At 69.2% G+C, this 14,637-nt stretch carries 12 protein-coding genes and 1 pseudogene; 8 read left to right on the forward strand and 5 right to left on the reverse strand.

Annotated elements, in window-relative coordinates:
* Positions 1-14: 14 nt before the first annotated feature.
* A complete protein-coding gene (locus OG446_RS26755) occupies positions 15-1,481 on the reverse strand; it encodes a recombinase family protein (protein WP_328896413.1) in 1,467 nt (488 codons plus the stop codon).
* Positions 1,482-1,498: 17 nt separating this feature from the next.
* Here OG446_RS26755 and OG446_RS26760 point away from each other — a divergent pair.
* The 4 genes and pseudogenes from OG446_RS26760 to OG446_RS26775 all read left to right on the forward strand — a co-directional run.
* Positions 1,499-1,666, forward strand: a pseudogene (locus OG446_RS26760) (thiamine-binding protein); the annotation flags it as partial.
* A gap of 139 nt (positions 1,667-1,805) precedes the next feature.
* The gene (locus OG446_RS26765) at positions 1,806-2,315 is read left to right on the forward strand and encodes a MarR family winged helix-turn-helix transcriptional regulator (RefSeq protein WP_026249319.1); all 510 of its coding nucleotides are present in this window, start codon (positions 1,806-1,808) and stop codon (positions 2,313-2,315) included.
* Between the two features lie 55 nt (positions 2,316-2,370).
* Positions 2,371-2,706 (forward strand): DUF3817 domain-containing protein, encoded by a 336-nt coding sequence (locus OG446_RS26770; RefSeq protein WP_328896414.1) that lies wholly within the window; start codon positions 2,371-2,373, stop codon positions 2,704-2,706.
* 83 nt (positions 2,707-2,789) lie between these two features.
* Entirely contained in the window at positions 2,790-4,490 is a 1,701-nt protein-coding gene (locus tag OG446_RS26775; protein WP_328896415.1) for an acyl-CoA mutase large subunit family protein, read from the forward strand.
* Between the two features lie 18 nt (positions 4,491-4,508).
* Here the strand turns inward: OG446_RS26775 and OG446_RS26780 are convergent, their stop codons facing one another.
* The gene (locus OG446_RS26780) at positions 4,509-5,138 is read right to left on the reverse strand and encodes a TetR/AcrR family transcriptional regulator (protein ID WP_328896416.1); all 630 of its coding nucleotides are present in this window, start codon (positions 5,136-5,138) and stop codon (positions 4,509-4,511) included.
* Between the two features lie 332 nt (positions 5,139-5,470).
* On the opposite strand from OG446_RS26780, the gene OG446_RS26785 reads away from it, so the two are divergent.
* The 4 genes from OG446_RS26785 to OG446_RS26800 all read left to right on the forward strand — a co-directional run bounded on the left by OG446_RS26785 (position 5,471) and on the right by OG446_RS26800 (position 9,686).
* On the forward strand, positions 5,471-6,430 hold the full coding sequence (locus OG446_RS26785) for a tetratricopeptide repeat protein (RefSeq protein WP_328898423.1): 960 nt from the start codon (positions 5,471-5,473) through the stop codon (positions 6,428-6,430).
* Positions 6,431-7,029: 599 nt separating this feature from the next.
* The gene (locus OG446_RS26790) at positions 7,030-7,677 is read left to right on the forward strand and encodes a DUF6230 family protein (RefSeq protein WP_328896417.1); all 648 of its coding nucleotides are present in this window, start codon (positions 7,030-7,032) and stop codon (positions 7,675-7,677) included.
* A gap of 97 nt (positions 7,678-7,774) precedes the next feature.
* Positions 7,775-8,392: a DUF6114 domain-containing protein gene (locus OG446_RS26795; protein ID WP_328896418.1), complete on the forward strand. Its 618-nt coding sequence runs from the start codon at positions 7,775-7,777 to the stop codon at positions 8,390-8,392.
* Entirely contained in the window at positions 8,382-9,686 is a 1,305-nt protein-coding gene (locus OG446_RS26800; protein WP_328896419.1) for a hypothetical protein, read from the forward strand. The genes OG446_RS26795 and OG446_RS26800 overlap by 11 nt, the downstream gene beginning before the upstream one ends.
* Before the next feature lie 96 nt (positions 9,687-9,782).
* Here the strand turns inward: OG446_RS26800 and pyk are convergent, their stop codons facing one another.
* The 3 genes from pyk to pta all read right to left on the reverse strand — a co-directional run bounded on the left by pyk (position 9,783) and on the right by pta (position 14,604).
* On the reverse strand, positions 9,783-11,213 hold the full coding sequence (gene pyk / locus OG446_RS26805) for a pyruvate kinase (RefSeq protein ID WP_328896420.1): 1,431 nt from the start codon (positions 11,211-11,213) through the stop codon (positions 9,783-9,785).
* A gap of 74 nt (positions 11,214-11,287) precedes the next feature.
* Complete coding sequence (locus OG446_RS26810; protein ID WP_328896421.1) at positions 11,288-12,523, reverse strand: acetate kinase; 1,236 nt, start codon at positions 12,521-12,523, stop codon at positions 11,288-11,290.
* Positions 12,524-12,531: 8 nt separating this feature from the next.
* Positions 12,532-14,604 carry a phosphate acetyltransferase gene (gene pta, locus OG446_RS26815; RefSeq protein WP_328896422.1) on the reverse strand — a complete coding sequence of 691 codons (2,073 nt, stop codon included), beginning with the start codon at positions 14,602-14,604 and terminating at the stop codon, positions 12,532-12,534.
* Positions 14,605-14,637 lie beyond the last annotated feature (33 nt).

Genomic DNA, 14,637 nt, shown 5'->3' on the forward strand with positions numbered 1-14,637 from the left:
GTGCTGTGAGGCGGCTACACGGCCTGCTCTGCCGCCTCCTCCGCGGCATCCGCCTCCGGGTCCTCTCGCACCCAGTCGATGTCCAGGCGGTCGGTACACGCCTTCGGGTGAAGCACGACACGCAGCCCCATCGAGCGGAGCAGGCGCGTCTTGCCTGCCTCATCCGACGCCGCCCATGCGTCGCCCATGGTCCGCCCGGTAGGCGTCTCTACCTCCCGCACTTCCGGGTCATGAGCAGCAAGGAGGGCGGCGTAGGCGGCTTCGAGATTGGCGGACATCTCTTCGTACGTCGTCAGCATCAGGGGCCCTGCCGTGGCCATCTGTGCGCCGATGCGCGCGGCTTGTTCCTGCGCCTCCACCATCTCCGCGGAGAGGTCGTTGCCGCCCTCAAGGTGTATGTCAACTTCTGCGAAGCGTCCGTAGACCTTGAGGAACTCCTCTTCCACCCTGCCGTTCAAGGTCTCCTGATAGATGGTGACGTGGCCGGCCTTGCAGCGGTAGAGGGGGACACCTTTGTCGCTGGTCCCGCCGTTCAGCCGTCCCGCGCACCGGTAGCACGTCGACATCTCGGCACACCGGGGCGTTTCCTGGCGTGGAGCACGATCGACGCCCGTCGCCAGGTTTAGCATCCGTTGACGCACTGCGAGCAGTTCGGCAGCGCTGATGACGGGCTCCGCGAACTGAACTGGCGTGACGCCGTCGGCCGCCAGGACAAGCGAGCCCTTGTGGTTGCGCTGTCCACGCAGTGTTGGGGCCTTCAGTAGGCGGCGCCACTGGGGCTCGCTCAGTCCGACGGTCCGCGCGGTGCTGGCGACGGTGCCGCCCGCGATCAGTTCGCTGACTCCTGCGCAGACCTTCTGTGCCTGCTCGGGGTCTACCTCCAGGTAGGCGGCTCCATCGCGACGAACGATGCGGTAGCCAAAGGGAGCGCGGCCCGCTCCCCAACGGCCCTGTGCGCGTCGGGTGGCGTGGCCGTCTGAGATGCGGTCCTTGATGAGGTCCCGCTCCCACTCCGCCAGCGCTGCGAGTACGACAGCGACCATGCGCCCTGTCGGGGTGCTCGTGTTGATCGTGTTGTCCGTGGTGGCGACGCGAACGGCGTGAGCCTCACCCCAAGCCGTCAGGCGGAGGAACTCGGAGACGCTGCGGGCATAGCGATCCAGCTTCCAACCGATCATCATCCGCCTGATGACTCCCGCGCGGTCCAGGCGGCGGGATTGCTCTACATCGTGCATGAGGCGCCGCATGTCCTTGCGCAGCTCCAGAGGGCGGGCTCCGGAAACTCCGGCATCCACGTACTCGCGCACTTCGACTTGGTCTCTCGTCACGCCAAGTTCGGCTAGCCACCGCTGGAACTCGGATCCGTCCATCCACGACTCGTAGGCGGAGCGCTGTGTGTCGATGCTTGCCGACCCGTCGCTGTCTCTGCTGAGTCGCAGGTACGCGTAGAGAATGACCAGGATCTGTGATGGTGATGTCATGTACTCGAAGCTACCCGCTATCGGGGGAGTGGGACGAGGTCATGGACGTCGTCAAGCGCGCCGTCGCGGCCGTAGAGGCGCGCGCCGGACGGGTCTCCCTCGTACTCAAGGCCGACATCCGCCCGGGTGTCACCGACGGTCTGACCTCCAAGGTCGAGACGGTCGAGCGGTACCTCGCGGACTGATCCGGTCCGCGCTCGCACGTCAGAAGCCCCCTGCTGAAAAACCGGCCGGGGGCTTCTCGCATGCCCACCTCATTCGGGATTCGGACCGAAGTTCGAGACGGGGAGCAGCGGAAAGTTCCTCATGGGTAAGGTCGTGGCCGTGCCGAAGCCCCTCAGTCTCCCCTTCGATCCCATCGCCCGCGCCGACGAGCTCTGGCAGCAGCGCTGGGGCCCGGTGCCCTCCATGGGAGCGATCACCTCGATCATGCGGGCGCAGCAGATCCTGCTCGCCGAGGTCGACGCGGTCGTCAAACCGTACGGACTGACCTTCGCGCGGTACGAGGCGCTGGTGCTGCTCACCTTCTCCAAGGCCGGCGAGCTGCCGATGTCCAAGATCGGCGAGCGCCTGATGGTCCACCCGACCTCGGTCACGAACACCGTGGACCGGCTGGTGCGCTCCGGTCTCGTCGACAAGCGCCCCAACCCGAACGACGGCCGCGGAACGCTCGCCTCCATCACCGACAAGGGCCGCGAGGTCGTCGAGTCCGCGACCCGGGACCTGGTCGCGATGGAGTTCGGACTCGGCGTGTACGACGCCGAGGAGTGCGCGGAGATCTTCGCCCTGCTGCGTCCGCTGCGCATCGCGGCCCAGGACTTCGAGGAGATGTAGCAGGGGCCCCGGCCCGCTGCAAGATCGCCCCGGGCGGCCGGTTAGTCTCGATGGCATGAAACGCAGTGTGCTGACCCGCTATCGGGTGATGGCTTACGTCACCGCCGTCATGTTGTTGATCCTCTGCGTCTGCATGATCTTCAAATACGGCTTCGACAAGGGTGAGGGCCTGACCCTCGTCGTCTCCCAGGTCCACGGCGTGCTGTACATCATCTACCTGATCTTCGCCTTCGACCTGGGCTCCAAGGCGAAGTGGCCGATGGGCAAGCTGGCCTGGGTGCTGCTCTCCGGCACGATCCCGACGGCCGCGTTCTTCGTCGAGCGCAAGGTCGTCCGCGAGGTCGAGCCGCTGCTCGCGGACGCGGCTCCCGCGGCCCCCGCGAACGCCTGACCGTCCCACCCGAACCGCCCCGTGCGAAGCACCGGGCGGTTTGTCATCGACATTTACTAGGACGTCCTAGTAAATTGATGTGTATGGACGCTGACGCGATCGAGGAAGGCCGCCAACGCTGGCAGGCCCGTTACGACAAGGCCCGCAAGCGTGACGCGGACTTCACCACGCTCTCCGGTGATCCGGTCGACCCGGTGTACGGCCCCCGCCCCGGGGACGCGTACGAGGGCTTCGAGCGGATCGGCTGGCCCGGCGAGTACCCGTTCACCCGGGGCCTGCACCCGACGGGCTACCGCGGCCGCACCTGGACCATCCGCCAGTTCGCCGGCTTCGGCAACGCCGAGCAGACCAACGAGCGCTACAAGATGATCCTCGCCGCGGGCGGCGGCGGACTGAGCGTCGCCTTCGACATGCCGACGCTCATGGGTCGTGACTCGGACGACCCGCGCGCGCTCGGCGAGGTCGGGCACTGCGGGGTGGCCATCGACTCCGCCGCCGACATGGAGGTCCTCTTCAAGGACATCCCGCTCGGCGACGTCACGACGTCGATGACGATCAGCGGCCCCGCCGTGCCCGTCTTCTGCATGTACCTGGTCGCCGCCGAGCGCCAGGGCATCGACCCGGCCGTACTCAACGGCACGCTCCAGACGGACATCTTCAAGGAGTACATCGCGCAGAAGGAGTGGCTCTTCCAGCCCGAGCCCCATCTGCGCCTCATCGGCGACCTGATGGAGCACTGCGCCCGCGACATCCCCGCCTACAAGCCGCTCTCCGTCTCCGGCTACCACATCCGCGAGGCCGGGGCCACGGCCGCTCAGGAGCTCGCCTACACCCTCGCCGACGGCTTCGGTTACGTGGAGCTGGGCCTGTCCCGCGGCCTCGACGTCGACACCTTCGCCCCCGGACTCTCCTTCTTCTTCGACGCGCACCTCGACTTCTTCGAGGAGATCGCCAAGTTCCGCGCCGCCCGCCGCATCTGGGCCCGCTGGATGAAGGAGACGTACGGCGCGAAGACCGACAAGGCGCAGTGGCTCCGCTTCCACACCCAGACGGCCGGCGTCTCGCTCACCGCCCAGCAGCCGTACAACAACGTCGTACGGACCGCGGTCGAGGCCCTGTCCGCCGTCCTCGGCGGCACCAACTCCCTGCACACCAACGCCCTCGACGAGACCCTCGCGCTCCCCTCCGAGCAGGCCGCCGAGATCGCGCTGCGCACCCAGCAGGTGCTGATGGAGGAGACCGGCGTCGCCAACGTGGCCGACCCGCTGGGCGGTTCCTGGTACGTGGAACAGCTCACCGACCGGATCGAGGCGGAAGCCGAGAAGATCTTCGACCAGATCCGGGAACGCGGCACCCGCGCCCACCCCGACGGGCAGCACCCCATCGGCCCGATGACCTCCGGCATCCTGCGCGGCATCGAGGACGGCTGGTTCACCGGCGAGATCGCCGAGTCCGCCTTCCAGTACCAGCAGTCCCTGGAGAAGGGCGACAAGCGCGTCGTCGGCGTCAACGTCGCCCACGGCTCGGTCACCGGCGACCTGGAGATCCTCCGGGTCAGCCACGAGGTCGAACGCGAACAGGTCCGCGAGCTCGCCGGCCGCAAGGAGGGCCGCGACGACGCCCGGGTGACCAAGGCGCTGGACGCGATGCTGGCCGCCGCCCGCGACGGCTCCAACATGATCGCGCCGATGCTCGACGCGGTCCGCGCGGAGGCGACGCTGGGCGAGATCTGCGGGGTGCTGCGAGAGGAGTGGGGCACGTACACGGAGCCGCCGGGCTTCTGACAGCCCCGCAGGCCGCGGCTAACCCGCCGCGGCCGCGCCCAGCCCCGCGAGCAGCAGCAGCGTGAAGCGCCGGGCCCAGTCCTCGTCGACGGGCTCGGCGCTCACCAGTGCCCGGTGGACCACCGCACCGGCGATCACGTCGAAGATCAGGTCGGCGGTCAGCGCTGCCGTGGCCTCGTCCTGCTCGACAGGCAGTTCGCCGCGCTCCTGCGCCCGTTGCCGGCCCTGGAGGACGAGGCGCTTCTGCCGGTTCACGATCGAGTCGCGGATCCGGGTCCGCAGCGCCTCGTCGCGCGTCGACTCCGCGACCACCGCCATCAGCGCGGTCTGGGTCTCCGGCCGCTCCAGCAGCGCGGCGAACTGCAGCACCACCGCCTGCACATCGGCGGACAGACTGCCCAGGTCCGGCAGCTCCAGCTCGTCGAAGAGCACCGCGACGGCGTCCACGACCAGCTCGTTCTTGCCCGCCCAGCGCCGGTACAGAGTCGTCTTGGCGACCCCCGCGCGCGTCGCCACATCGCCCATCGTCAGCTTCGACCAGCCGAGGTCGACCAGCGAGGCTCTGGTGGCTTCGAGGATCGCCTCGTCGGCCGCGGCACTGCGCGGGCGTCCCGTTCGTGAGGGTTTGGGGTGGCTGCGGCTCAGCATCCCGCGACCATACCCGCCAGTAGCTAGATCCGGCCGACCCCGTGCCCCGTGAGACAGATCACCGAACACTCTTGTGCATCGAGGGTGGGGGCCAGTTACGCTACGGGTCGTAGCGTAAGAACGACGGTCCTGCCGTCGTGGCGCTGTGAACGAGCTACAGCCACAGGCGCCGGGTGGGGACCGGGTGCCGAACCGGGCCTTTCAGGGGTCCTCGGACCGTGTCTGTCCGTGCACCTCGCACACCGGCGGGGGCAGCGGGCGGACGCGGTTCCCGTATCGCTTTCCGGAACGGTGTGCCGAGGGGGGAGGATGTACTCATGCAGCCTAGGAACATGTCCATGAGCGGCGTCGTCGACCTCGCCGCGGTGAAGGCGGCCGGTGAGGCCAAGGTGAAGGCGGAGCAGGCCCGTGCCGAGTCCGCCCGGCAGGGTGGCCCCGCAGCCGTGCCCCCGTCCTCCCTCGTGATCGATGTCGATGAGGCGGGCTTCGAGAGCGACGTCCTCCAGCGCTCCGCCGAGGTCCCGGTCGTCATCGACTTCTGGGCCGAGTGGTGCGAGCCGTGCAAGCAGCTGGGCCCGCTCCTGGAGCGCCTGGCCCACGAGTACAACGGCCGGTTCGTCCTGGCCAAGGTCGATGTCGACGCCAACCAGATGCTGATGCAGCAGTTCGGGATCCAGGGCATCCCGGCGGTCTTCGCCGTCGTCGCCGGACAGGCGCTGCCCCTCTTCCAGGGCGCGGCCCCCGAGTCCCAGATCCGGGAGACCCTGGACCAGCTGATCCAGGTCGGCGAGGAGCGGTTCGGCCTCACCGGCATCGCGGTCGACCGGGACGCCGCGGGCCCGGAGGCGGCGCAGGCTCCCGAGGCGCCCGCAGGACCGTACGACGCGCTGCTGGAGGCGGCCGCGCAGGCGCTGGACGCCAATGACTTCGCCGGCGCCGTCCAGGCGTACAAGAACGTCCTGTCCGATGACCCTGCCAACAGTGAGGCCAAGTTGGGCCTCGCGCAGGCGGAACTCCTCGGCCGGGTCCAGAAGATGGACCCGAACCAGGTCCGCAAGGACGCCGCCGAGAACCCGGGGGACGCGGACGCGCAGATCGCGGCGGCCGACCTCGATCTGGTCGGCGGTCATGTCGAGGACGCGTTCGGGCGTCTCGTCGAGACGGTCCGCCGCAATTTCGGTGACGACCGGGACCGGGTGCGGGTCCGTCTCCTGGAGCTCTTCGAGGTGATCGGCCCCGACGATCCGCGCGTCGGTGCCGCGCGCACCGCGCTCGCGCGCGTCTTGTTCTGATCTGACAACACGGCCGTGGCCCCCGGTGGGGGTCACGGCCGTTTTCGCGTTCCGGCGATAAGAGAGCCCTCCGCTTTACCAAATCTTGATAAAAGCACGTCCTGTTACTCGCAGTAAATCGATCTTTGTGGTCTGTCCGACTTCGCTCACCAATGGTTGCTTTCGTCGCCCAGGTCGGGGCAACCCTGTGTGGCCGCTCGGTGCCGCCCGGTCGTGGGTCGGTTATCGGGCCGTTACTAGTGAGTAACGAACCCCCTTGTGTCACGGCCGCGAATGGACCACGATCGGCCACGCTCGGTCCAATAACGCCAGTCCGGCTGCCAGTCGGTGCGGCGGCTCTGTTGGGTCCCCACCGAGTGGATCGGCGGCAGTGGCGCCGATTCCGGACAGGGGGGTTCCTGCTGACCGGCAGGGCCTGTCCGAAACAGGTTGCGCGAACGCGTGGCCAGTGGTTGTCGCTCGGGGGTGATCGCCAGTGATTCGGGCGCGGTTCAAGCCCCGTCCGCAGGCGCTCTCCTTCCCGAGGACGTAGCACTTCTCCCATCCCAGGTCGGGCAGGATGCCAGGCCGGAGATGTACGTCCGAGAAGGAGGAAAAGTATGAGTTCCCAGGTTCGCGGTGGCACGAGATGGAAGCGTTTCGCTGTCGTCATGGTGCCGAGCGTCATAGCCACCGCCGCGGTGGGTGTCGGTCTGGCACAGGGCGCGCTCGCCGCGTCGTTCAGCGTGTCCGGCCAGGAGTTCAAGGTCAGCGCGGATGAGCTGGTCGGCCAGAACTTCGTCCAGTACGGCAGTGTCGCGACGGGCAAGGACCTCAAGGGCAAGGACCAGGCGGCTCCCGTCGCAGTGTCCGGGTTCAGCGAGGCGACCATCACGAACATGTGCCAGTCGGTCGTCACGCCCGACCTGCCGTTCGGCCTCGGCAGCATCACGCTGCAGCTGAACGCCGGCACTGGCAAGGACAAGGTCTACGCCAAGGACCTGTACCTCGACGTGTCGCAGCTCGAAGCGGACGCCGAGTTCAAGAACATCGACATCGGTGTGGCTGCCGGTTCGCTGAAGAAGGACCGGCCCGGGAGCATCGGCATCCAGCCCGGCACCCAGGCCAACCCGTACGGGTTCTCGCAGCGTGCCGACGAGGCCAAGCTGTCGGACGTCCGCCAGCAGGCGTGGGCCACCACGGCAGGAACGTTCAAGCTTCCCGACCTGTCGCTGAAGCTCCACAAGGGCGTCAAGGAGTGCTACTAAGCACTCGCCCGGGTGGCCGGGGTGCGCGTCGCAGCGGACCCCGGCCACCCACCCTTCTCTTTCTCACAGCAGTACCGGTTCCAGGGAGCTGTTTTCCATGAGCCCCGAATCCCAAGGGCAGAACGAGCACTACCTCAGCGTCGTCCGGCGGGACTTCCGCACCTGGCGGGGTAACCGGCCGTTCTGGGCGGGCCTGTTCACCATGCTGGGCGGTGTACCCATCGCGTACTTCCCGTACGCGAACATGCACCTCGGCAACATGACACTGGCCATGTCCACCACCGCGGGCGCCGGGTCGCTCATCATCGGAGTCCTGCTCGTCACGCTGGGCCTGACGATGTGGTTCCACAGCATCGTCCGCGTGTTCGCCGGAGTCGCGGCGATCCTGCTGGCACTGATCTCCATACCCGTCGCCAACATCGGCGGCTTCCTCATCGGCTTCCTGTTCGCCCTGCTCGGTGGCGCGCTCTCCGTGTCCTGGGTTCCGGGCGAGCCGAAGACGGACGAAGCCGAACCGGCCCAGGGCCTCCTCGGCGAGGCCGAGGAGCCGGAGCTGCTCGGTGCGGAAGCGCCGGACGCCTTCTCGTTCGCGAAGGACACGCACGCCCCGGCCCACCCCGAGGGCGCACTCCACGGGATGGGTGTCCCGGAGCAGCAGCCGGCTCAGTACGACACGACAGTCGAGGTCGACGGCGGGAGGCATCGTGCGGGGTGACGACAGGCAGGTGAACGCCCTGGGCGAGGGCGGGCTCGACGAGCGAAGAGGGCCGCGTCACGCCGCCCCCAGGAAGTCGCTGCTGACGAAGCTGCACATGCCCTCCGGCAAGAAGGCGTTCGCGCTCGCCGCGATGCCGACGGCCGTCTTCGTCGGGATGGGGCTCACCCCCAAGCTCGCGATGGCCGACGACAGCACGGACATCCCGTTCGCCCCCGGCCCCTGTGTGACCCGCTCCGACGAGCCGAGCGAGTCGGCGGAGCCGTCGCCCTCGGCGTCGAAGACGCCGTCCCCGTCGGCCTCCGAGAGCAGCAAGCCCGCTCCGGAGACGAGCGACGGGGCGACCCCGGAGCCCACGGCCACCCCGTCGGCGTCGGCGAGCGCCACGGACGACGCGACGGCGGGCACGGCCAAGACGAGCGCCGACGCCCCGGCCGCGACGGCGAGTCCGAGCCCCACCCCCACGAAGTCGACGAACCCGCTCGACCCGCTGGGTGTCGGCGACGCGCTCAAGGACCTCTTCGACGGACCGGACAAGGAGACGGCGAGCCCGTCCCCGAGCGCCACCACGGCGACCCCGGAGCCCTCGAAGTCCGCCACCGCGGAGCCCACCGAGAAGGACGCCGACAAGCCCGTCGAGAAGGCTACGGACGCGGCGAAGGACACGGTCGACAAGACCGCCGACGCCATCCGTGACGCGGCGGACAAGGCCGGCAAGCCGGTCGAGGAGCTCGAAGAGGACGTCAAGGGTCTCGACCCGAAGGCGGACGAGGACATACCGGACGGCGCCAAGCCCTCCTTCCCGTGTCCGACCGCCGACCCCGAGGCCCTGGCCGCGGCCGATCTGGAGCAGGGCATCCCCCGCCTCCCGAACGATCCGTGGGTTCTGGAGAGCTCGCTGCTGACGCTGGCCGGGCTCGACTACAAGGGCATCGTCGAGGTGGAGAAGGGCGACGGCAGCACGAAGAAGGTGCTGAAGTTCACCGCCTCCTCCATCGACATCAAGGACCTCCACCAGCTGACCGTCGGCCCGATGCCGGGCGTGACGGGCCACGTGAAGGCGCGGAAGGGCTCCACGTCCACCATCCGCGACGGCGAGGTGACGATGTACACGGACGAGCTGAAGGGCAATCTCTTCGGCCTCATCCCGATCACCTTCAGCCCGGAGACCCCTCCGCCGCTGAACGTGCCGTTCGCGTTCTTCACCAACGTGAAGCTGAAGCAGGCGGGCCAGTTCGGCGGGACGCTGACGGTGCCGGGGCTGCAGAACTACTTCACCGAGGACGGCACCTGACGCGCCCCCTGACCCATTCGGGAGCCGCACAACGGCTGTGGGCCGCGCCCCCCTTCGAGGGGGTGCGGCCCACAGTCATGTGCCGGGCGGGTGCCGTCAGTCGCGGACCTGGCCGCCCACGTGGTGCACGCGCACCATGTTGGTCGTGCCGGGGATGCCGGGAGGCGAGCCGGCCGTGATGACCATCGTGTCGCCGTTGCTGTAGCGGTTCAGCTTCAGCAGCTCCGCGTCGACCAGGTCCACCATCGCGTCCGTGTTGTCCACGTGCGGGACCACGTAGGCCTCGACGCCCCAGCTGAGGGCCAGCTGGTTGCGGGTCGACTCGTCCGTGGTGAAGGCGAGGATGGGCTGGGCCGCGCGGTAGCGGGAGAGGCGGCGGGCGGTGTCGCCGGACTTGGTGAAGGCGACCAGGGCCTCACCGTTCAGGAAGTCCGCGATCTCGCAGGCCGCGCGGGCCACCGAACCGCCCTGGGTGCGGGGCTTCTTGCCCGGCACCAGCGGCTGGAGGCCCTTGGAGAGCAGCTCCTCCTCGGCGGCGACGACGATCTTCGACATCGTCTTGACCGTCTCGATCGGGTACGCGCCCACCGAGGACTCGGCGGAGAGCATGACCGCGTCCGCGCCGTCCAGGATCGCGTTGGCGACGTCGGACGCCTCGGCGCGGGTCGGGCGCGAGTTGGTGATCATCGACTCCATCATCTGGGTCGCCACGATCACCGGCTTGGCGTTGCGCCGGCACAGCTCCACCAGGCGCTTCTGCACCATCGGGACCTTCTCCAGCGGGTACTCGACCGCGAGGTCGCCACGGGCGACCATCACACCGTCGAACGCCGCGACGACGCCCTCCATGTTCTCGACGGCCTGCGGCTTCTCGACCTTGGCGATGACGGGGACCCGGCGGCCCTCCTCGTCCATGATCTTGTGGACGTCCTTGACGTCGCTCGCGTCCCGCACGAAGGAGAGCGCGACCAGGTCGCAGCCCATCTTCAGGGCGAAGCGCAGGTCGTCGATGTCCTTCTCGGACAGGGCCGGGACGTTGACCGCCGCACCCGGCAGGTTGATGCCCTTGTGGTCGGAGATCACCCCGCCCTCGATGACGATGGTGTGGACGCGGGGGCCGTCCACGGAGACGACCTTCAGCTCGACGTTGCCGTCGTTGATCAGGATCGGGTCGCCCTTGGCGACGTCGCCGGGCAGACCCTTGTAGGTCGTGCCGCAGATCGACTTGTCCCCGGGGACGTCCTCGGCGGTGATGACGAACTCGTCCCCGCGGACCAGCTCGACCGGGCCCTCGGCGAACTTGGCGAGGCGGATCTTCGGGCCCTGGAGGTCGGCGAGCACGCCGACCGCCCGCCCGGTCTCGGCGGCGGCCTTGCGGACCCGGTCGTAACGACCCTGGTGCTCCGCGTGGGAACCGTGACTGAAGTTGAATCGGGCCACGCTCATGCCGGCCTCGATCAGAGCGACGAGCTGCTCATGGGAGTCGACGGCGGGACCGAGGGTGCAGACGATTTTGGAACGGCGCATGAGGCGGATCCTATCGGTTTGTTTCGCTGCGGAATATTCCGTCTGGTGGAAGATACAAAGGGGCGCGGGGGTGCTCAGTTGTCGACCAGTGCGAAGGTCTGGCCGGCGATCTCCAGCTCCTCGTCCGTCGGCACCACGGCGACCGCGACCCGTGCGTAGTTCGGCGAGATCAGCCGGGGTTCGCCGGACCGTACGGCGTTGAGATCCGCGTCCACCGCCAGGCCCAGTTCCTCCAGGCCGGCGATGGCAGCCTCGCGTACGGGAGCCGAGTTCTCACCCACCCCCGCCGTGAACACCACGGCGTCCACCCGGCCGAGCACCGCCGAATAGGCGCCGATGTACTTCTTCAGCCGGTGCACGTAGATGTCGAAGGCGAGCGCCGCCCGCTCGTCGCCCTCGTCGACCCGGCGCCTGATTTCCCGCATGTCGTTGTCGCCGCAGAGGCCGACCAGACCGCTCTTCTTGTTGAGAAGCACATCGATCTCGTCGGCCGACATGCCCGCCACCCGCTTGAGGTGGAAGGTGACCGCCGGATCGATGTCCCCGGAACGCGTACCCATGACCAGCCCCTCCAAGGGGGTCAGTCCCATCGAGGTCTCCACGCACCGGCCGCCCGCCACCGCTGAGGCGGAGGCGCCGTTGCCCAGGTGCAGCACGATGACGTTGACGTCCTCGGGGGCGCTGCCCAGCAGCTCGGCCGCCTTGCGGGAGACGTACGCGTGCGAGGTGCCGTGGAAGCCGTAGCGGCGGATCCGGTGGGCGTCCGCCGTCTCCACGTCGATCGCGTACCGCGCCGCGTACTCCGGCATCGTCGTGTGGAACGCGGTGTCGAAGACCGCCACCTGCGGCAGGTCGGGGCGCAGCGCCTGGGCCGTGCGGATGCCGGTGATGTTCGCCGGGTTGTGCAGCGGCGCCACCGGCACCAGGCGCTCGATCTCCTTCAGCACCTCGTCCGTGATCACGGTCGGCTCGGTGAACCGAAGCCCGCCGTGCACCACCCGGTGGCCGATCGCCGCCAGTTCGGGGGAATCCAGCCCGAGCCCGTCGGCGGACAGTTCCTCGGCGGCCGCCTTGAGCGCCGCGTCGTGGTCGGCGATCCGGCCGGTGCGCTCCCGGGGCTCGCCGCCTCCGGCCAGCGGGGTGTGGACCAGCCGGGAGGTCTCCTCGCCGATCCGCTCGACCAGCCCGGACGCGAGCCGGGTGTGGTCGCGCATGTCGAGGAGCTGGTACTTCACGGAGGAGGAGCCGGAGTTGAGGACGAGCACCCGGCTCGGGCCCGTACCTGCTGCGGCGCCTTCGGTGGTGGTCATGGTGCGGGTCACTCCTCGCCCTGTGCCTGGATCGCCGTAATGGCCACGGTATTGACGATGTCCTGGACGAGCGCGCCCCGGGACAGGTCGTTGACGGGTTTGCGCAGCCCCTGGAGGACCGGGCCGACGGCCACGGCGCCCGCCGAGCGCTGCACGGCCTTGTAGGTGTTGTTGCCGGTGTTCAGGTCCGGGAAGATCAGGACCGTCGCCTGGCCCGCCACCTCGGAGCCGGGCAGTTTCGTCGCGGCGACGCTCGGCTCCACCGCGGCGTCGTACTGGATCGGGCCCTCGATCATCAGGTCGGGCCGGCTCGCGCGCACCCGGTCCGTCGCCTCGCGGACCTTGTCGACGTCGGCGCCCGACCCCGACGTGCCCGTCGAGTACGAGAGCATCGCGATCCGGGGTTCCACGCCGAAGCGGGCGGCGGTGACCGCGGACTGCACGGCGATGTCCGCGAGCTGCTCCGCGTTCGGGTCCGGGTTGACCGCGCAGTCGCCGTACACCAGGACCTTGTCGGCGAGGCACATGAAGAAGACGGAGGAGACGATCGAGGCGTCCGGTTTGGTCTTGATGATCTCGAACGCCGGGCGGATCGTCGCCGCCGTCGAGTGCACGGCCCCGGAGACCATGCCGTCCGCGAGCCCTTCCTGGACCATCAGGGTGCCGAAGTAGTTGACGTCCGAGACGACGTCGTACGCGAGCTCGACCGTCACCCCGCGGTGGGCGCGCAGCTGCGCGTACCGCTCCGCGAAGGTCTGGCGCAGCTCGGAGGTCTGCGGGTCGATCAGCTGGGTGCTCGCCAGGTCGATGCCGAGGTCGGCGGCCTTCTTGCGGATCACGTCGGGATCGCCCAGCAGGGTGAGGTCGCAGACGTCGCGCCGCATCAGTACGTCGGCGGCGCGCAGCACCCGTTCCTCGGTGCCCTCGGGCAGCACCACCCGGCGCCGGTCCGCGCGGGCCTGCTCCAGCAGTTCGTGCTCGAACATCATCGGCGTGACCCGGCCGCTGCGGGCGACCGAGATCCGGTCGAGGAGTGCGGCCGTGTCGACATGTCGCTCGAAGAGTCCCAGGGCCGTCTCGGCCTTGCGCGGCGTCGCCGCGTTCAGCTTGCCCTCCAGGGCGAAGAGTTCCCCGGCCGTGGGGAAGGAGCCGCCGGCCACCGAGACGACCGGGGTGCCGGGCGCGAGGCGCGCGGCCAGCTTGAGTATCTCCTCGCCCGGCCGCTCGTTCAGCGTCAGCAGCACGCCCGCGATGGGCGGCGTACCGGCGCTGTGCGCGGCGAGCGAGCCGACCACCAGGTCGGAGCGGTCCCCGGGCGTCACCACCATGCAGCCCGGCGTCAGTGCCTTCAGCAGGTTCGGCAGCATCGCACCGCCGAACACGAAGTCCAGCGCGTCCCGCGCAAGACCCGCGTCGTCGCCGAGCAGCACCGTGCCGTCCAGCGCCGCGGTGATCTGCGCGACCGTCGGCGCCGAGAGGGCCGGGTCGTCGGGCAGCACCGAGCAGGGCACCGGCAGCGTGGCCGAGAGCCGCTCCGCGATCACCTCGCGGTCCGCGGAGGCCACCCGGTTCACGATCATCGCCAGCACGTCGCAGCCGAGACCGGCGTACGCGCGGTACGCGTTGCGCGTCTCGGCCCGCACGGACTCCGCGTCCTGGTCCTGGCCGCCGACCACCGCGATCACCGAGGCGCCGAACTCGTTGGCGAGGCGGGCGTTCAGGGCCAGCTCGTCGGGGAGCTGGGTGGCGGCGAAGTCGGTGCCGAGGACGAGGACCACCTCGTAGTCCGCCGCCACCCGGTGGAAGCGCTCGACGAGCCGGGAGACCAGCTCGTCGGTCCCCTGCTCCGCCTGGATCGCGGAGGCCTCGTGGTAGTCGAGGCCGTAGACGGTCCCCGGGTCCTGGGAGAGCCGGTAGCGGGCCCGCAGGAGTTCGAAGAGCCGGTCGGGGTCGTCGTGGACCAGGGGCCGGAACACCCCGACCCGGTCCACCTGACGCGTCAGGAGCTCCATGACTCCCAGATCGACGACCTGGCGGCCGTCTCCCCGGTCGATCCCGGTCACGTACACGCTGCGCGTCACGCGTGCTCTCCCGTCATCTCTTGTCCGGTATGT

Source organism: Streptomyces sp. NBC_00236, from assembly GCF_036195045.1.
GTDB lineage: Bacteria > Actinomycetota > Actinomycetes > Streptomycetales > Streptomycetaceae > Streptomyces.